We start from the raw sequence: 18,086 nt of genomic DNA on the forward strand, positions 1-18,086 counted from the left end.
CGCTCGGACACGCGAGTTCTATGCACTCGCGGAATCGGCACGCACACGGCACTATTCGAGGCGATGCCGTACACACTCGCCGATGTCCTGCCGTCCGTCGCCGCGTCCTTCGGTCTGGGCGGTCCCAACCCGCTGGGGCTCGAACCGAATCGAGACGTCGTGGTGTTGCTGATCGATGGGCTGGGGGCCGAGCTACTCGCGCGGCACACCGATGTCGCGCCCACCCTGGCCGCCCACGTCACCCACACCCTGACCGCCGGATTCCCGGCGACCACCGCCACCAGCCTCGCCAGTCTCGCGCTGGGCGCGCCCTGCGCGACGCACGGCGTCATCGGCTACTCCTTCGCCCTGCCCGACGACGGCAACTTGCGCCTGCTCAACTCGCTGACCTGGCGGCTGGATGCCGCCACGGGTGTGGACGCGCGCGAGCAGTTTCCGCCGGAGGTGGTGCAGCCGCGGCCCAGCCGCTTACAGGATCTCGCCGCGCACGGCGTCGAGGTGCACTACGTGATCCCGGCGTTCCAGGCCGAATCGGGCCTGACCAGAGCCGTCTTTCGCGCCGCGGGCACCGTGCACCCGGCCAAGACGCTCGACGAGGTCCGCGCCGGAATCCTCGCGGTGGCCGGGCATTCCGGCACGCGGTCCCGATTCGCCTACGCCTACTTCCCGAATCTCGATGCCACCGGTCACCTGTGCGGGCCGGAATCGGAACAGTGGCTGACGGTGCTGGGCGAGGTCGACGCGTTCGTCGCCGGACTGCTGACCGACCTCCCGCCGAGCTGCACGCTGCTGATCACCGGCGATCACGGAATGATCCACGCGGACAATGTGATCGACCTCGACGTGCGCGGCCACCTGCAGCAGGGGGTGCGGTTGATCGCGGGCGAACCGCGGGTACGGCACGTCTATCTCGAGCGACCCGAGGCGCTGCCCGACGTGATGGCGGCGTGGTCCGGCGAATTGTCTACGCACGCACGGGTGGTCAGCCGCGAGGAGGCGCTGGACGAGCACTGGTTCGGCCCGACGCCGCCGGAGCCCGTCATCGCGCGGCGCATCGGCGATCTGCTCGCCGTCGCCAAGGATCGGACCGTGCTGGTCTGCCCGGAGCGAGAACCGCTGGAGTCCAATCTGATCGGCCACCACGGCGCCTGGACCTCCGACGAGCAGCTGGTTCCGCTGATCAGCAGTCGCCCGCCAGCGTCGTGATCCAGCGCCGGGTGTCGGCGGGATCGATCACGTCGTCGAGTTCGTTGACGGCCGCGGCGTTGAGGGCTTTGCTGTTGGCGTAGGCGAGCTGCACCATCGCCTCGAAGGTGCGCTGCTGTTCGGCCGGATCCTCGATCGCTTCGAGTTGTTTGCGAAAGCCCAGCCGCACCGCGCCTTCCAGGCCCATGCCGCCGATCTCGCCGGTCGGCCAGGCGATGACGAAGCGCGGGCTGCGGAAGGAGCCGGCCGCCATCGCCTGGGCGCCCAGGCCGTACCCCTTGCGCAGGACGACGGTGCCGAAGGGCACCGACAGCGCGGCGCTGTCGATGAACAGCCGGGCGAACTTGGTGACCGTCGCCTCCCGCTCGGCCTCCGGTCCGACCATGAAACCCGGTGTGTCGCACAGCGATACGATCGGCAGGCCGTGCGCGTCGCACAGCCGCAGGAACGCGCTGAGCTTCTCCGCCGCCGGTGCGTCGATCGCACCGCCCAGGTGGTGTCCGTTGTTCGCGATGAGCCCGAAGGGCCGCCCTTCCACCCGGACGAGCGCGGTGACGACGCCGACTGCCCAGTCCGCCCGCAGTTCCAGCATCGAGCCGACGTCGACGACGGACTCGATAGCGGCCCGTACGTCATAGGCGCGTAACCGGTTCTCCGGCACCACATGCCGGGCCAGTCGCGGGTCCGGCGCGGTCCACTCGGCGACACCGCCCTGGAAATAGGCGAGGTAGCGCCGCGCGATGTCGACGGCGTGCGCCTCGTCGCGGGCGACCACGTGCACCACACCGTTGCGCCGCTGCACCTCGATGGGCCCGATGTCCTCGGGCGCGTACACCCCGAGCCCGCCGCCCTCGATCATCGCGGGCCCGCCCATGCCGATATTGGCGTCGGGAGTGGCGATCACGACATCGCAGATGCCCAGCAGCGCGGCGTTTCCGGCGAAACAGCGCCCGGACGCGATGCCGATCAACGGCACCCGGCCGGAGAGCGCGCCCATCGCGCGGAAGGTGGTCACCTCGAGGCCGGAGACGCCGGTGTAGTCGGTGTCGCCGGGCCGCCCGCCGCCGCCCTCGGTGAAGAACACCACCGGGAGCCGCTGCTCGTAGGCCAGGTCCAGCATCCGGTCGGTCTTGCAGTGATTGCGCATCCCCTGGGTGCCGGCGAGCACCGTGTAGTCGTAGGACAGCACCACCGCGCGGCCGGCGTTGATAGTCGCGATGCCGCCGATCAGGCCGTCGGCGGGGGTGTTCGCGATGAGGTCGGCGTCGTTGCGGCGCTTGCGTTGCGCGGCGATCGCGAGGGCACCATACTCGCGGAAACTGCCCTCGTCCACCAGATCGGCGATGTTCTCGCGGGCGGTGCGCCGGCCGAGGCGCCGGCGTTTGGCGACCGCCTCCGGGCGCGCCTCGTCCAGCCCGATCCGATGGCGTTCACGGACCTCGGCCAGATCGGGGCGGACCGCGTCGAGGTCGATTTCGCTTGCCGCGGTGGCGGTTCCGTCGTGCTCGGCGCCGGTCCAGGTGACGAGCAGCTGGTGCGGGTCGATCACGGCTCCGGTCGCGGCGAAGGCGCGCCGTACCAGCAGCGGCGTCTCGGCGCGCAGCACGTGCTCCATCTTCATCGCCTCGAGGACCGCGACCTCGCCACCGGCGGCGACGACGGTTCCGGGTGCGGCGATGCTGACAATTGTGCCGCCCATGGGGGAGCGGAGGGCCTGTTCGTCCTCGAGAAGTGCTGGCGCGGTGTAGTTTTCGGGCTTCGAAGCATCGCCGATCGGGATTGCCGGCAGGTCCGCGGCGGCCGCGATCAACTGCTCCGCGTGCTGCTCGAACCAGGAGGTGGACACCGGTCCGTGCGCGGCGAGCTCGTCCAGGACGGCCCGCAGCAGGTGCGCGTTGGTGTCCACGCCCGCTACCACGGTTTCGGCCAGCGCATCCGAACAGCGTTGCAGCGCGGCCGGATACGAATGGCCGCGAGCGATCACCTTCGCGAGCAGCGAATCGAAGTGCGCGCCGACCCGCAGGCCCGGCTGGGCCGCGGTATCGACCCGCACCCCCGCACCGGTCGGCGCCGTGAAATGGGTGAGCGTCCCCGTGCTGGGCAGCAGATCACCGCTCGGCGTGACCAGTTCGGCGTTCACCCGGGCCTGAATCGCGAAACCCCGCGGCGCCGCGTCCGGCAGATCCAGGTCGTCGAGCGTGTTGCCTTGTGCGAGCGCCAATTGCGCCGCGACCAGATCCAGCCCGGTGGTCTCCTCGGTGACGGTGTGTTCCACCTGGAGGCGCGGATTGACCTCCAGGAACCAGGCTTCGTCGTCGCGGACCAGGAATTCGACGGTGGCGAGTCCGCGATAGCCGACCGACTCCGCGACCCGGACGGCAGCGCGGTGCAGCCGATCCCGCAGTCCGGCAGCCAGGTTCGGGGCCGGTGCGATCTCGATCAGCTTCTGCCGCCGGCGCTGCACGCTGCAATCGCGGTCACCGAGCGCGACGGCGCGGGCGCCGTCCCCGATCACCTGAACCTCGATGTGCCGGGCGTCGGGCACGAGCGCCTCCGCGTAGAGCGCGCCGTTGCCGAAACTGGCCTCCGCCTCCGATCGGCAGCGTTCGTAGGCGTCGGCCAACGCGCCGGATTCGCGCACCACCCGCTGGCCCCGGCCGCCGCCGCCATGGGTCGCCTTGATCATCACGCCGTGCGGTTGGCCGGCGAGCAGCGCTTCGATCGCGGGCAGCCCCGCTCCGGCGGTGGTGGCGGTCAGTACCGGCAGCCCGGCGTCGAGGGCCGCCTTCCGGGCCGTGAGCTTGTCGCCGAAGACTTCGAGCGCGCCCGGATCCGGGCCGACGAACACCAGCCCGGCCGCCGCGCACGCCGTAGCGAAAGCGGCGTTCTCACTGAGGAATCCATAGCCCGGATGGACCAGCGCACCCGCGCCGGCCGTACTCGCGGCCCGCACCACGGCAGCCACGTCCAGGTATGCCGCGGCCCCGGTTCCCGGCAGCGGCACCACCTCGTCGGCGAGCCGGGCGGGCAGCGCCGAGCTCTCCTCGCTGGTGCACAGCAGGTAGGTCGAGTGCCCACGCTCCCGTGCGGTGCGCAGAATCCGGACCGCGACTTCGCCCCGATTGGCGACGACAATCTTCACGCCGCCAGTCTCGCAAACTCCCCGGCATCGCGAACTGCTGGACGCCGCCGCACGAGTCTTCGCCGCGCGCGGCTACGAAGACACCACCGTCGCGGCGATCACGGCCGAAGCCGGTGTCTCGCGGGCGACGCTGTACGTCTACTTCGCCTCGAAAGAGGAGATCTTCCGCGCGCTGGCCGCCCGGGTCCGCGACGATTTCCTCGCCGCCCAGGAATTCGAGACCGCCGACGCCGATCCCCGTGCCGCCCTGGCGGCGACCATCCGCGCCTACGGCGCCGCGGTGCTCGCCGCCGGACCGCTGCTGCGGCTGATCGATCAGCGCGGCGCCGTCGACCCTCGGATCGCCGCGCTCGCCGAGGAGATCAACGAACGTCCGCTGCGCCGTTTCACCCGCTACCTCGACCGGCAGGCGGCGGCCGGCGCCATCGCACCGGCCGCCGCCCATCGGGTCATCGCCGAGACCATCGGCTACACGATCACCCATGGCATGCTCGCCCGGCGCGAGGCGACCGCCGCCGCCCGATCCGCGTTCCTGGACGAGATGCTCCGAGTCAGCCAGACGCTGCTCGGCCTCTAGATCAGCCGTAGAGTTCCGCGATGACGGCGGCGTAGCGCTCGTTGATGGGCTTGCGCCGCAGCTTCATGGTCGGAGTGAGCACCTCCGAGCCCGGTTCCCAGAAGTCCGGCACGATGGTGAACTTCTTGATCTGCTCGACCCGCGACAGTTTCGCGTTGGCCTGCGTCACGGCCTGCTCGATCCGCCGGTACACCTCCGGATCTTTGGCCAGCACGGCGGGATCGGCTGCGACACCGGCCTTTTCGGCATAGACCGCCGCGGTGTCGGGGTCGAGGGAGATCAGGGCGACGTTGTACTTGCGGTTGTCGCCGATGGCGACGGCCTGGCCGATCAGCGGCGAGAAGGCCTTGATCCAGTTCTCGATGTTCGACGGCGACATGTTCTTGCCGCCCGCGTTGATGATCAGTTCCTTCTTGCGATCCACGATGGTCAGGTAGCCCTCGGCGTCGAGCGCGCCGATATCGCCGGTGTGCAGCCAGCCGTCGGCGTCGATGGCCTCGGCGGTCTGCTCTGGTTTACCGAGGTAGCCCAGCATCAGGATCGGCCCGCGCGCCAGCACCTCGCCGTCCTCGGCGACCGCGATCTCGTTGCCCGGCATCACCGTGCCGACGGTGCCGAGCCGGATCTGCCCAGGTGGGGAGAAGGTCACCATGCCCGACAGTTCCGACATCCCCCAGCCATCGGAGAGCGGGATGCCGACACCGTGGAAGAAACGCAGCACATCGGGGGACACCGGTGCCGCGCCGCAGATCGCGACCTCGGCGGCGTCCAGGCCGACGGCGGTGCGCAGTTTCGACAGCACGAGCGCGTCGGCGACGCGCTCCTGAAGACTCAGCAGGGCGCTCGGCGCGCCGCCGTCCAAACGAATGTCGGCGGCTACGCGTCCGACCCGCAGCGCCCACCCGGCCAGACCCGCCCGGATACCTGTCGCCTCGCTGACGCGCTGCTCGATACCGGCCCGCAGCTTCTGCCAAACCTGCGGCACCGCACCGAAAATCGTGGGCCGCGCGGCCGTTAGTCCGGCGAGGAAATCGGCGCGGTCGGCGACGGTGGTCACCTGATTGCCGACCACTTGCAGGTTGTAGAGCGCCGACCAGCGGTCCACGACATGTGCCGAGGGCAGGAACGACAGGAACCGCGTCGCGGCGGTCAACCCCGCCTTGCGTTCGGTCGCGTCGATCATCGCGAGCATGTTGGCGTGCGTGAGCTGGACCCCCTTGGGGTCGCCGGTGGTGCCGGAGGTGTAGATCAGGGTCAGAACGTCGGTGGGTTGCACCGCGCGCCACGTGGATTCGAAGTCGAAATCCGGATCGCGCTGCGCCGCGACAGTGCCGAGCGCGCGGGTGTCCGGCGGTGTGCCGTCGATGCAGACGACAGTGACCTCGCCGTCCGCGCTCGCGGTGATCCGCGCCGCGAACTGTGCTTCGCATACCACGACTTTCGCGCCCGAGTCGGTCAGCAGATATCGGATCTGTTCCGGCGCGGAGGTGTTGTAGATCGAGAACGCGGTCGCGCCGAGGTGCTGCAGTGCCACGTCGATCGGATAGAACTCCGGCCGGTTGGTGAGCATCAGCGCCACGGCGTCGCCCCGGGCGACGCCGAGCGCCGCGAAGCCGGCGGTCAGGGCGCGGACCTGCGCGTCCCATTCGCGGAACGTCAAGGTCACGCTGTCGTCGTGGGCGCGGACCGCGATCTTGTCCGGGTCGCGCCGGACGGTGGCTTGAAACGCCGCGCACATCGTCGTTGCCGCCGTGGCGTAGGTGTCGCTCATTCACATTCCTCTGCACTTTATTGACGCGATAGTGCTAATCGTGCACTCTGAATGGCAAAGAGTGCAAGCGAAAGGTTAACCGGGACGTAGGCGGTGGCAAGGAAGAATGACGACGGTGACGAGCAGTCGAACGCCCTCCGTGCGCGCCGCCGCCCGCGAGCTGGTCCGCGAGCGCATCCTCGAGGCGGCCACCGAGCTGGCCGCCGCCGCCGAGTGGAAGACCATCCGCATGACCGACATCGCGGGCCGTGCGGGCGTCAGCCGGCGCACGGTCTTCAACGAATTCGAATCCAAGTCCGGTGTGCTGGAGGCGATGGCCTGGCGGCACACGAACCACTACCTCGAAGGCATCGCCAGCCGGCTGACCGGGCACCACGACGATCCGGTCGCCGCGGTCACGGAGATCACGGAGTTCCTGCTCGCCACCGTGGCGGCGGATCCGCTGGTGCGCTCGGTGCTGGACGGCCCGCCGGACGGGCCGGGTGAGCTGCTCGCGCTGGCCACCACCCGCTCGGCGCCCTTCGTCGAGGCGGTGACGCAGTTCTATGTCGCCTTCGCCGAACAACATTGGCGCGATCTGATTCGACCCGGCGTGGACGTGCAGTTCTTCGCCGAGAGCATGGTCCGCCTCGGCTTCAGCCACATGATCCGGCCCTCCGCGGCACCCGCGGAGACGGCGCGCTCGCTCGGCGAGCTGACAGCAGTTCTGCTGCTACCCGAATAGGAAAGGACTCGTCAACGATGACGAACTCGGCCCGGCGCGTGTCGCCGACCCCGCCCGCGCACTTCCGCGCCGGATCCGGCGAGCCGCTGGTGCTGCTGCACGGCGCCACCAGCACGTGGCGCTGCTGGGAACCGGTGCTGCCCGCGCTCACCGCACGCTATGACGTGTTCGCCCCGAACCTGCCCGGGCACGCGGGCCGCCCTGGCGTCCGGCCGCTCACCATGGACGGCGTGCTGGACGTGCTCGAAGCCACGCTGGACGAAGCCGGAATCGGCACCGCGCACCTCGTGGGGAACTCCCTCGGCGGGTGGGCCGCCATGGAATTGGCCCGGCGCGGCCGGGCCCGCAGCGTGGTGGCGCTGGCGCCGGCGGGTGGCTGGACCGCGGCCGAAACCCGTGTTCCCGCGCTGTTCCACCTGATGCGCAAGAGTCTGCAACTCGGCCTGCCCGGCCTGCCCGCGCTGCTGCGGGTCCCGGTCCTGCGCCGCGGCATGCTGCGCCTGGTCTGCGAGCGCGGCGATCAGCTGACCGCCGAACAAGCGTTGGTCGCCTGCTACGACGCGCTGGCCTGCACGCTGATCGAGGACCTGCCGCGCCCGGTGGTCGCGCAGACCGAACCCTATGGCGACCTGGGGATTCCGGTTCTGATGTCGTGGGGCGGCAACGATCGGCTGCTCACCATGCCGCGCTACTCGGACCCATGGCGCACGCTGGCGCCGGCGGCGACCTGGCACACCAACCGCGGCGTCGGCCATGTCCCGATGTTCGACGACCCCGAGCTGGTCGCGAACACGGTCATCGACTGGGTGACCCGGGCGACGGCCCAGCCGAAGGCGAGCTAGCCCGGCTGGCGTTGCGGAACAACGGATTTCGCCGAGTCGGGCTGGTCCCGGTAGCTGCGGGCGACCATCGCCGACCGGAGGTACCACAGCCCGCTGGCCTGGCTCGGATCGAAACCGGTGATCGCGGCGATGCGCTTGAGCCGGTAGTCGACGGTGTTGGTGTGCACGTGCAGCGCGTGCGCGGTGCGCTGACGGTTGAGGTTGTTGCTGATGTGCAGGTGCAGGGTGCCCAGCAGCTCGGGATGCGAATCGAGCGGGTCCAGCAGCGTGCACAGCTGTTCGCGGCCCGGGCCGGGCCGGGTCAGCTGGAATTCCAGCGCGAGGTCGTCGAAGCGATAGAGCCCGCGTTCGAGCCGTAGCCGGTGCACCATGTCGAGCAGTTGATGGGCCTGATCGGCGGCGCCGGGGATATCGGCGGTGGCCACCGAGACCAGGGCCGCCGTGATCGGCACCTGCCCCGCCTGGGACAGGGTAGCGACGAGGCGGTCCAGGTCGACGGTCTCGGCGTCGGCCGGGATCAGCAGGGTGCCGCCGTCCACACTGAGCAGCGACAGCACGGTGTCGCCGACGGTGGCGAGCACGGCCTGCACGCGGCGCAGCTTGCGGCGCGCGACCACCGTGCGGTCCACGGCCGGATTGGCTTCCTCCGGATGCGCCGGAATAGCCAGGGCCAGAACGTGATAACGGTCGGCGATCTCGATGCCCGATTCCCGGGCCATGGTGGAGCTGGGATGCCCGGCCAGCAGCGCGGAGGTCATCGTGTGCACCCCGTGGTGGTGCTCGCGGACGACCGAACGCAGTTCGCGCACATAGGCTTTCGAAACCGCGGAGGTCATGGTGTCGAGAATGTCGACGACGATGCGCGCGCCGACGACGAGATCGTCGTAGTCGCCGCGGCGCAGCACCAGCAGTTCCTGATCGTCGTCGTGGGGATGGCCGGTGGCCGCGCTCATCACGAGGTCGAGTCCGAGCCGGAAGCCCTCGTGCATGGCGCGGTGCACGGTGTCGATCGGGACGCCTTCGCGCGCCCACTGCGCGGCGGCGTGCTCGAGCCGGCGGATCTTCTCCGGGGCGTCGGTGCCGTCCAGCATGCTGACCGCCAGTTCCAGGCACATGCGGGTGACGGAAGTGACGTCGCCGTCGAGCGATTCCCCGGGCAGGGTGCGGCAGGACGCCACCGTCTCCAGGAAATGCGTGACCATCTCGCGGGAGAGGGCGCGGACGTTCCGGAGCGGTTCGGCCAGCGATGTTCCGGGACGGGTTCGGCCCGAATTGTGCGATGTGTCCACGGTCATCGGTGACCTTTCTTCCGAACGACTAGCAGCGGTAGGTGTTACCCGCTCTAGCAGAAACCGTAAACTGCAAACGAACTCACCTTCTACTCCTCTTCGGAACCTCAGCGAATGCCCGCAAAGAGGTGGGTGCACCTGGGAAAATGCCGGTGACCGCGCCGTGCGGCGGAGTGCCCGCGCGAGCGATTACTGGGTCGGTGCTCACTTTTCAGGCCGCGCGGTCGCGTTCGTTGTCGGTCCAGGCCGCGATCATCCGCGCGGTCATCTGGATGGCCTCCCGGCGGGCCTGGGCGTCGACCTCCAGCGCCGCGGACCGGACCACGGCCGCGAAACAGGTATTGATCAGCACGAACGTCATCACGTCGTACTCGTGATCGTCGCCGGGGCCGAGGATCTGGATCACCATCACCTTGACCAGCAGCCGTAGCCGCGGCTCGAATTCGGGGATGCCGCTGCTGTAGAACTGCACGCCCTCCACCAGCGCGCGGACCAGCCGGGCCTGTGCGGCCAGCTCCTCGGCGAGCACCTCGAGAATGCCGGTCACCATCTCCAGCGTGGACCGGTCCGAGAGGCCGAAAATCTGCTGGGTGAAGCGTTGTTCGATGGTTTCCAGCAATCGCCGCAGCAGTTCCTCGACGATCACGGACCGGTCGGAGAAGTACCGGTAGACGGTGCCGATGCTCACCCCGGCCTCGGCCGCGATGCGATTGGTCGAGGTATTGGCGATACCGCGTTCGCCGAACAGCGCCGCGGCGGTGTCCAGGATGTGTTCCCGGGTCGCCTTGGCGCGTTCCTGGGCTGGGCGCCGCCGCTGACCCGACGCTTTGGACGGCATCGTTGCCTCCTGCCGTGTCGAGAAATGAGCGGCGCTCAGTTTAGGCATGGACCCGGCCGTCCGTGGGCGAATTGCCGATCATGAGACGCCGTGATGGGGTGGAATGTGGTGGATCAACGGAGGTGTGATGACCGGTCGGGTACCGAAGAGCAGGCTCGCGCGCGGCGGCAGGATCGGCGCGCTGGTGGCGGGCCAGGCGATCCGGGGCGTCGGCACCCGGCTGTCGATGATCGGGCGACCGGAACTGGCGCGCGAGGTGCTGGCCGAACGATCCACGCTGCAGACCGCGCAGCAGCTGGTCACGGTGCTGGGCGGGCTCAAGGGCGCGGCGATGAAGGTCGGGCAGATGCTGTCGGTGCTCGACGTCGACCTGATGCCCGAGTCGCACCGGGAGATGTTCCGGGTCAAGCTCGCCGAACTGCGCGATCAGGCGCCGGAGGTGCCGTTCGCGGGGATGCGGAAGGTGATCGAGGGGGATCTGGGCTCCTTGACGCGGGCTTTCGCCGATTTCGACGAGACCGCGATCGCCGCGGCGTCGATCGGCCAGGTCTATCGGGCCCGGCTGCACGACGGCCGCGAGGTCGCGGTGAAGGTGAAGTATCCGGGCGTCGACGAGGCGGTCGAGGCGGACATGCGCAACCTGGCGATGTTCAGCCGATTATGGAAGTCCGTGCTGCCCAGCGCGGCCGACAACGACGTGCTGGAGGAGATCGCCCGCAATATCGGCAGTGAACTGGACTACGAGCGCGAAGCGCTGACCCAGCATCGGATCGCCGAGCGTTATCGCGGCCACCCGTTCATCACCGTGCCGGAAGCGATCGGGGAGTTCTGCGGCCCGCACGTCCTTGTCACGGAATTCGTTGCGGGACAGTCGTTTCACGAGATACGCGAACTACCGGCCGCCGATCGTGACCGGGTCGGTGAACTGGTGTACCGCTTCTACGTCGGATCCTTGTTCTCCGACTACGAATTCTGCGGCGACCCGCATCCCGGCAATATCCTGTACGCCGCGGACGGCCGCGTCGGGTTCGTGGATTTCGGGCTCTATCACCACATGGATCCGGTCCGCGTCGACTTCGAGCGCGAAGGTCTGCGCGCCGCGGGCGAATACCGCGCCCAGGACCTCTACGACGCGTGGGTCAAGCACGGCGTCATCGACGCCGATTCCCCGGTCGGCGCACCGGAAGTCCTGGATTACGTGTGGGCCGCCGCGGGCTGGCACCTGCTGGACGAGGAGATGACCATCACCCCGGAGCTCGCCACCGGAGCGGTGATCATGGCCGTGGATCCCCGGGCCGCCGAGTTCAAAGGCATGCGCCAGCTTCGCCTTCCGCCCGAGCATGTCTTCTCCCGCCGCGCCGATCTGTTCACCTTCGCCGCGCTCGGCCAGCTGGAGACCACCAACAATTGGCACCGGATCGCGCGTGAGTGGCTCTACCAGGACCCGCCGGTCACCGAGATCGGGCGCGTGCTGGCGGGGTGGCACGCGGGACGGTGATCAGCCGTGCCCGCCGTGTGACATCGGCATCGGCATGGACATCGGGGCCGGCTGCTGCCCGGGGCCGAGCACCAGGAACTGGCCCATCATGCCGTGATCCTCGTGCAGCAGCAGGTGGCAGTGGTACATGTACGGATACGTCGGGTCGGTGTGCCCGGAGAACCGCATGACGAGGGTGTAGCTGGATCCGGGCTTGGTGTAGACGGTGTCCTTCCAGCCCGCCAGCACCGGTGGCGGTGCGGCGCCGTCGATTTCGGTGATCTGGAACTGCACGTCGTGCACATGGAAGTTGTGCGGCCAGTTGTCGACATTGCGCACCGTCCACACCTCCGTGCTCTCGGGGGCGACGGTGAAGTCGATGCGATTCATGTCCATCTGCTGATGGTTGATCTGGAACCACTGCAAATCGAAGCGCCGGTTCGCGGCCGCGCCGGCCGCCGGGATCGCCGCTCGCGGGATCAGCGAATCCGGCACGAGCGCGGCGGTTTTCACCGCTGTCGCACCGCGCAGCTCCAGAATGTCGAAACTGTCGTCGAAGCCGAACTCGCGCGCTTCCACCGGGTCCATGTCGCCGCGATTCTCGATCGGCAACGCGCGCAACAGGACCCGATCGCCGGCGCGGATCGGCACCACGATCTCGGCGCGTTCGCCGGGGCTGAGCTGCAGCCGGGTGAGCCCGATCGGCCGCGGCAGCAGACCGCCGTCGGTGCCGACGACCTGGAACTCGCGATCGTCGGCGAAGGCGAGGTTGTAGAGCCGCCCAGAGGATCCGTTCAGCAAGCGCAACCGGATTCGGGACGTGCGCGCCCGGAAGTAGGCTCCGGCAATGCCGTTCGTGACGATGGTGTCGCCCAGCAGGCCGATGTCGGTGGGATCGGATTCGTCGAGCGCCCCGTCCGCGGTGAAACGCCGGTCCTGGATGACCAGCGGGATATCGTCCACCCCATAGTCGTTCGGCAGCTCGAGCGCGTCGGCGGCGTCGTCGTCGATCAGGAAGAACCCCGCCAGGCCGCGATAGCCGTGCTTCTCGGTGCCGCCGTGTGGATGCGGGTGGTACCAGAGGGTGGCGGCCTGCTGCTCGATGGTCCACGACGGCGCCCAGCTGCCGCCGGGGGCGATCGTCTGATGCGGTCCGCCGTCCATGGCGGCTGGCACGCGCATGCCGTGCCAGTGCACCGTGGTCGGCTCGGGCAGGTCGTTGCGGATCTGGAAGGCGACCGGTTCGCCGCGCCGGGCGCGCAGCGTCGGGCCCAGATAGGGGCCGTTCACACCCCAGGTGGGCGTGTGCTTTCCCGGAAGGATCTCGGTGCTGCCCGGTGCGATGGTCAGCCGGAATCTGCGCACGCCGTCCGCGCCGACCGCCGAGTCGGCCAGCGGCGGGATCGGCAGCGGGCGCGGTCCCGTGACCGGGGCGTCCGGACGCCCGAGCGCGCAGCCGGCGCTGACGGCGATCGGCGCGGCCGCGAGCCCGGCCAGGAACCCCCTTCGCGAAAATGTCATACCGGAAATCGTGGTCGGCGCGGGCCCGGGGTCCCTCCGCCCACGGGCCGCGAATCCGGGGCGCCGCGCTCCTGCCCGAGACCCTTGCCCCGATGCTTGCTGTGTGATAACTAGCGCCGCGCCGCCTCCTGCCCAGGTAGGAGGCGGCGCGGCGCGCACGTCCCCTACCGTGGGTGCGTGACCGAAACCGCTCCGCGTCGTGACCAGTGGCTGCTGCTGCGCTGTGTACCCCTGGTGCTGGTTCCGCTGCTCCTGCTCGCGAGCACCTTTCCCGGCCAATACCGGGTGCCGGTGAGTTACTGGCTGCTCGCGATGACGGCGGCGGCGCTGCCGGCGCTGGGCGCCCGGTGGCCGGTGTCGGTGTCGGTGGCGCTGTCCGCGCTGGCGGTCCCGTTGTTCCTGGCGGACGCGTGGGGGTTGTCGGGTCTGGTGCCCTACCTCGGGGCGGTCGCGCTCACCGACGCGGTGATGCGCACGCACAGCCGCGGCAAGGTGGCGCTGGTCGCGGCCTGCTGGTCGGCGGCGTTGCTGATCGGACTGTGGTTCGACCACATGCCGTTCTGGCGCGCGGCGACCGCGGTGGAGACGATCGCCTATGCCGGGTTGCCGCTCCTGCTCGGGCTGTACCTGCGCGCGCAGCGCGATCTCGCCGAGAAGTTCCGGCTGGAAGCCCGCGCCGCGGAAGCGCGCCGCGCGGAGGCGGAATCGCACACTCGCGCCGCCGAACGCAGCGCTATGGCCCGGGAGTTACACGATCTGGTGGCGCACCACATGGCCTCGATCGTGCTGCGGGTCGAGGTGGCCCGGCACGTGCTGGCCGATCCGGATCCCCGGGTGCTCTCGGTGCTCGACGACGTGCACGGCGCGGCCGCCGACTCGCTCGCCGACATTCGCCGGCTACTGGTCGCGCTGCGCGATCCCGATCTCGGCGCGGTCGCGCTGGTCGAATCGGAGACGCTGGGCCGGGAGGTCGCCGCGGCGGTCGAGCGGGCCCGCGCCGCCGGCTTCGTCATCGACGCGGAGCTCCTGTCCGACCCGTCCGGCCTGGACGCGGTCGGGCGGCTCACGCTGTTGCGGATCGTGCAGGAATCGCTCACCAACGTCATGAAGCATGCCGACCGGGCGCGGCCGGTCGAGGTCACCGTGCTGCGCAAGGACGGCGGCATCGCGGTGCGGATAGCCAGCGGTGGACCGGGCGCGCCGCCGAATCCGCTGGGGCACGGCATCATCGGGATCCGTGAGCGGGTCGACATCGCCGGCGGCGAGCTCGCGGTCGGGCCGGCGGCGAGTGGCTGGGTGGTCGATGCCTGGCTGCCCGCGACCGCGACCCGGGAGCTGATGCCGCGATGATCACCGTGCTGCTCGTCGACGACCAGCGCCTGATCCGCACGGGTTTGCGGATGCTGCTGGAATCGACCCCCGACATGCGGGTCGTCGGGGAGGCCGCCGACGGTGTCGAGGCGGTCCGGCTGTGCGCGGAACTGCACCCCGATCTGATCCTGATGGATTTGCGGATGCCCGGCATGGACGGTGTCGCGGCGACTCGGCAGATCACCGGATCGCGTTCGGCGGCAAAGGTTCTGGTGCTCACCACCTTCGACGACGACGAGCACCTGTACCCCGCGCTCGCGGCGGGCGCCGCGGGCTTCCTCGTCAAGGACACCGCCGCCACGGATCTGCTCGCCGCCATCCGGCGCACCGTGGACGGTGACATGCCCTTCTCGCCCGCGCTGGTACCCCGGCTGGTCGGCCGCGCGCTGGCCGCCGGACCGGACGCCGCGCCCGACCCGGTCGCCCTCACTCCGCGCGAGCGCGAGGTGCTCGCCCTGGTCGGCGACGGCTCGAGCAACCAGGAGATCGCCGACCGGCTGCACATGGGCGTCACCACCGTGAAGACCCACGTCGCCAACCTGATGGACAAGACCGGCTGTGACAACCGGGTCCGCCTGGCGGTCTACGCGCACCGGCGCGGCTCGGAACTCAACTAGAACGTGTTCTATATTGAGGACACCGTTCCGGCGATCCCGTGGGAGTTTGCACGATGTACCAGTGGTCCGACACCGACCTGATGTTCCGCGACGCGCTGCGCGGGTTCATCGACAAAGAGGTCAAGCCGCACGTCGAGCAGCTGGAGAGCGGTGAGCTGCCGCCCTTCGACATCATCCGGAAGCTGTACGCCACCTTCGGCATGGACGAGCTGGCCCGCGAGAGCCTGGCCAAGGCGATCGCGAAGGAAGAGGCCAAGGAGCGCGGCGAAGCCCCCGCGGGATCCGGGAAGTCGTCCGGATTCAGCGGCGCGGGCAGCATGGGCGTCATCCTGAACAGCGAGCTCGCCGGAATCAGCCTGGGGCTCGTCGCGTCGATGGGCGTCTCGCTGGGCCTGACCGTCGGCACCATCCGCAGCCGCGGCACCCTCGCGCAGAAGAAGCGCTGGCTGCCGGAACTGGTCACCTTCGAGAAGGTCGGCGCCTGGGCGATCACCGAACCCGACTCGGGCTCGGACGCTTTCGGCGGCATGAAGTCCTACGTGCGCCGCGACGGCGAGGACTACATCCTCAACGGCCAGAAGACCTTCATCACCAACGGGCCGTACGCCGATGTCACCGTCGTCTACGCCAAACTCGACGAGGGCGACGCCGGGGTGGACCGCCGGGACCGCAAGGTGCTGAGCTTCGTCCTGGATCAGGGCATGCCCGGTTTCACCCAGGGCAAGCCGTTCAAGAAGATGGGCATGAACTCCTCGCCCACCGGCGAGCTGTTCTTCGACAACGTCCGCATCAGCAAGGACCGGCTGCTCGGCGAAACCGAGAACCCGGCCAAGGGCGACGGAAAGGACAGTGCGAAGGAGTCTTTCGCCGCCGAACGCATCGGCATCGCCTCCCTGGCGCTGGGCATCATCAACGAATGTCACCGGCTGTGCGTCGATTACGCGAAGTCCCGCAAGCTGTGGGGCCGCGAGATCGCCCAATTCCAGCTGATCCAGCTCAAACTCGCCGAGATGGAAGTCGCCCGGATCAACGTGCAGAACATGGTCTTCAACGCCATCGAGCGCACCGCCGCGGGCGAAAAGGTCTCCCTCGCCGAAGCGTCGGCGATGAAGCTCTATTCCTCGCGCGCCGCCACCGAGGTCGCGATGGAAGCCGTCCAGCTCTTCGGCGGCAACGGCTACATGCGCGAATACAAGGTCGAGCAGCTGGCCCGGGACGCGAAGTCGCTGATGATCTACGCGGGCAGCAACGAAATCCAGGTCACCCACATCGCCAAGGGGCTGCTCGGGGCCTGACCGCGATCCGGGCTGCCGCGCGGCTGGGCTACCAGGTCACCGGAAGGGCGCGCACTCCGTAGATGTCGGTTCCTTCACGCAGCGGCACCTCCGCGGCGGGGACGGCCAGGCGCAAGCCCGGGAAGCGGGCGGTCAAGGCGGAGAACGCGACTCGCATCTCGACGCGGGCCAGGTGGTGGCCGAGGCACAGGTGCGCGCCGTGGCCGAAGGCGACGTGGCCGACCGCGTTGCGGCGGATATCGAAGCTGTCCGGATCGTCGAACTTCGCCGGATCGCGGTTGGCCGCGGCGAGACCCAGCAGTACATTGGCTCCGGCTTTCACCTGCTGTCCCTCGAGTTCGACATCCTCGAGGGCTACCCGGAAGAGGTTGGACACGATGGTGAGGTAGCGCAGCAGTTCCTCGATGGCGGGGTCGAACCGGTCCGGGTCGGCGCACAGGTCCGACCACCGGTCCGGATGCTGTAGCAGCGCAAAGGTTCCCAGCGCGATCATATTGGCGGTGGTGTCCAGACCGGCCGCGAGGAGCAGGCCGCCCATCCCGGCCAGTTCGTCGTCGGACAGGTCGCTGGTGGTCAGGTCGCTCAGCACGTCGTCGGTCGGTGCGGCGCGTTTGGCCGTGATCAGTTCGCGCACATACGAACTCAATGCCTCGAAGGCCTCGTACTGGCCTTCCAGGGTGGTGTCCACTCCGGTGACCTTGGCGGCGTCCGCCTGGAAGTTCGCCCGGTCGGCATAGGGCACGCCGAGGAGTTCGCAGATCACCACGGCGGGGATCGGCTGGGCGAAGGCGGTGACGAGGTCCACCGGTCCGCCCTGGCGCTGCATGGCGTCCAGGTGTTCGGCGGCGACGAGTTCGATCCGCTCGGTGAGCAGCCGCATCCGGCGCGGAGTGAACTTGCCGGACAGCAGTTTCCGGTAGCGGGTGTGCGCCGGGGCGTCCATGCCGAGGAAGTCGCCGGGCTGTGCGGGCGGCGCGGCCACGCCCTCGTAGCCCGGCTCCAGTGGGCGCATGAGTTCGGTGCGTGAACTGAACCGTGGGTCGGACAGCACCTGGCGCACCGTGGCGTAGCTGGTCGCCAGCCAGCCCTCGGTGCCGTCCGGGAAGGCCAGTGGTGTGAGCGGGGCCGTGGCGGCGATGCGCGTCAGTTCCGCGGGGGGATCGAAGGGGTGGCCCGGGGTGCGGTGCGTGGGCAGGTCGGCGATCGTCTCGGTCATGGTGTTCCTCGCTGATCGGTGCGGAGTACCGGTGTCCGGCTCTGATTCGAAGTTAGGTTCGAGTTGAAGTGCGGTCAACGGAGGAGGCCGCCATGAATGGCCTATTGATGCAGCTCAATGGCATAATTTGCGATTGCAATGACATTGCCGATTAATGCTCGCTCCGGCGCAGCTGCGTTGCAACGATCTAGGGTGGGCAC

14 protein-coding genes are annotated in these 18,086 nt (G+C 69.2%); 8 read left to right on the plus strand and 6 right to left on the minus strand.

The features are described 5' to 3' along the window. Window positions 1-63: 63 nt before the first annotated feature. Window positions 64-1,206 carry a nucleotide pyrophosphatase/phosphodiesterase family protein gene (locus tag AB0M14_RS13905; RefSeq protein ID WP_364993717.1) on the plus strand — a complete coding sequence of 381 codons (1,143 nt, stop codon included), beginning with the start codon at window positions 64-66 and terminating at the stop codon, window positions 1,204-1,206. On the opposite strand, the gene AB0M14_RS13910 is transcribed toward AB0M14_RS13905, so the two are convergent. After that, entirely contained in the window at window positions 1,181-4,348 is a 3,168-nt protein-coding gene (locus tag AB0M14_RS13910; RefSeq protein WP_364993720.1) for a carboxyl transferase domain-containing protein, read from the minus strand. The genes AB0M14_RS13905 and AB0M14_RS13910 overlap by 26 nt on opposite strands. Between AB0M14_RS13910 and AB0M14_RS13915 the strand changes: the two genes are divergently transcribed. Continuing rightward, window positions 4,329-4,925 (plus strand): helix-turn-helix domain-containing protein, encoded by a 597-nt coding sequence (locus AB0M14_RS13915; RefSeq protein ID WP_364993723.1) that lies wholly within the window; start codon window positions 4,329-4,331, stop codon window positions 4,923-4,925. The two genes, AB0M14_RS13910 and AB0M14_RS13915, sit on opposite strands and share 20 nt — an antisense overlap. Before the next feature lies 1 nt (window position 4,926). On the opposite strand, the gene AB0M14_RS13920 is transcribed toward AB0M14_RS13915, so the two are convergent. Beyond that, on the minus strand, window positions 4,927-6,696 hold the full coding sequence (locus AB0M14_RS13920) for a long-chain fatty acid--CoA ligase (protein WP_364993726.1): 1,770 nt from the start codon (window positions 6,694-6,696) through the stop codon (window positions 4,927-4,929). A gap of 115 nt (window positions 6,697-6,811) precedes the next feature. Between AB0M14_RS13920 and AB0M14_RS13925 the strand changes: the two genes are divergently transcribed. Beyond that, the gene (locus tag AB0M14_RS13925; protein ID WP_364993729.1) at window positions 6,812-7,420 is read left to right on the plus strand and encodes a TetR family transcriptional regulator; all 609 of its coding nucleotides are present in this window, start codon (window positions 6,812-6,814) and stop codon (window positions 7,418-7,420) included. Between the two features lie 17 nt (window positions 7,421-7,437). Next, window positions 7,438-8,262: an alpha/beta hydrolase gene (locus AB0M14_RS13930; RefSeq protein ID WP_364993732.1), complete on the plus strand. Its 825-nt coding sequence runs from the start codon at window positions 7,438-7,440 to the stop codon at window positions 8,260-8,262. Here the strand turns inward: AB0M14_RS13930 and AB0M14_RS13935 are convergent. Continuing rightward, window positions 8,259-9,557 carry a helix-turn-helix domain-containing protein gene (locus tag AB0M14_RS13935; RefSeq protein WP_364993734.1) on the minus strand — a complete coding sequence of 433 codons (1,299 nt, stop codon included), beginning with the start codon at window positions 9,555-9,557 and terminating at the stop codon, window positions 8,259-8,261. The genes AB0M14_RS13930 and AB0M14_RS13935 overlap by 4 nt on opposite strands. Window positions 9,558-9,762: 205 nt before the next feature. Continuing rightward, entirely contained in the window at window positions 9,763-10,389 is a 627-nt protein-coding gene (locus AB0M14_RS13940; protein WP_364993737.1) for a TetR/AcrR family transcriptional regulator, read from the minus strand. 127 nt (window positions 10,390-10,516) lie between these two features. Between AB0M14_RS13940 and AB0M14_RS13945 the strand changes: the two genes are divergently transcribed. Then, window positions 10,517-11,887, plus strand: a complete 1,371-nt coding sequence (locus tag AB0M14_RS13945; RefSeq protein WP_364993739.1) for an AarF/ABC1/UbiB kinase family protein — start codon at window positions 10,517-10,519, stop codon at window positions 11,885-11,887. Here AB0M14_RS13945 and AB0M14_RS13950 read toward each other — a convergent pair whose 3' ends face one another. Beyond that, window positions 11,888-13,387, minus strand: coding sequence for a multicopper oxidase domain-containing protein (locus AB0M14_RS13950; RefSeq protein ID WP_364993743.1), 1,500 nt, complete (start codon window positions 13,385-13,387; stop codon window positions 11,888-11,890). Window positions 13,388-13,564: 177 nt separating this feature from the next. Between AB0M14_RS13950 and AB0M14_RS13955 the strand changes: the two genes are divergently transcribed. The 3 genes from AB0M14_RS13955 to AB0M14_RS13965 are packed head-to-tail and all read left to right on the plus strand — an operon-like array spanning window position 13,565 to window position 16,670. Next, window positions 13,565-14,737 (plus strand): histidine kinase, encoded by a 1,173-nt coding sequence (locus AB0M14_RS13955; RefSeq protein ID WP_364993746.1) that lies wholly within the window; start codon window positions 13,565-13,567, stop codon window positions 14,735-14,737. After that, complete coding sequence (locus tag AB0M14_RS13960; RefSeq protein ID WP_364993749.1) at window positions 14,734-15,375, plus strand: response regulator transcription factor; 642 nt, start codon at window positions 14,734-14,736, stop codon at window positions 15,373-15,375. Before AB0M14_RS13955 ends, AB0M14_RS13960 begins: the two co-directional genes overlap by 4 nt. A 53-nt stretch (window positions 15,376-15,428) precedes the next feature. Next, complete coding sequence (locus tag AB0M14_RS13965) at window positions 15,429-16,670, plus strand: acyl-CoA dehydrogenase family protein (RefSeq protein WP_364993753.1); 1,242 nt, start codon at window positions 15,429-15,431, stop codon at window positions 16,668-16,670. Between the two features lie 28 nt (window positions 16,671-16,698). Here the strand turns inward: AB0M14_RS13965 and AB0M14_RS13970 are convergent, their stop codons facing one another. Continuing rightward, the gene (locus tag AB0M14_RS13970; protein WP_364993755.1) at window positions 16,699-17,886 is read right to left on the minus strand and encodes a cytochrome P450; all 1,188 of its coding nucleotides are present in this window, start codon (window positions 17,884-17,886) and stop codon (window positions 16,699-16,701) included. Window positions 17,887-18,086 lie beyond the last annotated feature (200 nt).

Source organism: Nocardia sp. NPDC051832 (assembly GCF_040681285.1).
GTDB lineage: Bacteria > Actinomycetota > Actinomycetes > Mycobacteriales > Mycobacteriaceae > Nocardia.

What these genes read in the sequence shown, in the direction of transcription:
- AB0M14_RS13905 (WP_364993717.1), top strand. Translation starts at nt 64, where the DNA reads ATGCCGTACACACTCGCCGATGTCCTGCCGTCCGTCGCCGCGTCCTTC.
- AB0M14_RS13920 (WP_364993726.1), bottom strand. Translation starts at nt 6,696, where the DNA reads ATGAGCGACACCTACGCCACGGCGGCAACGACGATGTGCGCGGCGTTT.
- AB0M14_RS13930 (WP_364993732.1), top strand. Translation starts at nt 7,438, where the DNA reads ATGACGAACTCGGCCCGGCGCGTGTCGCCGACCCCGCCCGCGCACTTC.
- AB0M14_RS13935 (WP_364993734.1), bottom strand. Translation starts at nt 9,557, where the DNA reads ATGACCGTGGACACATCGCACAATTCGGGCCGAACCCGTCCCGGAACA.
- AB0M14_RS13940 (WP_364993737.1), bottom strand. Translation starts at nt 10,389, where the DNA reads ATGCCGTCCAAAGCGTCGGGTCAGCGGCGGCGCCCAGCCCAGGAACGC.
- AB0M14_RS13945 (WP_364993739.1), top strand. Translation starts at nt 10,517, where the DNA reads ATGACCGGTCGGGTACCGAAGAGCAGGCTCGCGCGCGGCGGCAGGATC.
- AB0M14_RS13950 (WP_364993743.1), bottom strand. Translation starts at nt 13,387, where the DNA reads ATGACATTTTCGCGAAGGGGGTTCCTGGCCGGGCTCGCGGCCGCGCCG.
- AB0M14_RS13960 (WP_364993749.1), top strand. Translation starts at nt 14,734, where the DNA reads ATGATCACCGTGCTGCTCGTCGACGACCAGCGCCTGATCCGCACGGGT.
- AB0M14_RS13965 (WP_364993753.1), top strand. Translation starts at nt 15,429, where the DNA reads ATGTACCAGTGGTCCGACACCGACCTGATGTTCCGCGACGCGCTGCGC.
- AB0M14_RS13970 (WP_364993755.1), bottom strand. Translation starts at nt 17,886, where the DNA reads ATGACCGAGACGATCGCCGACCTGCCCACGCACCGCACCCCGGGCCAC.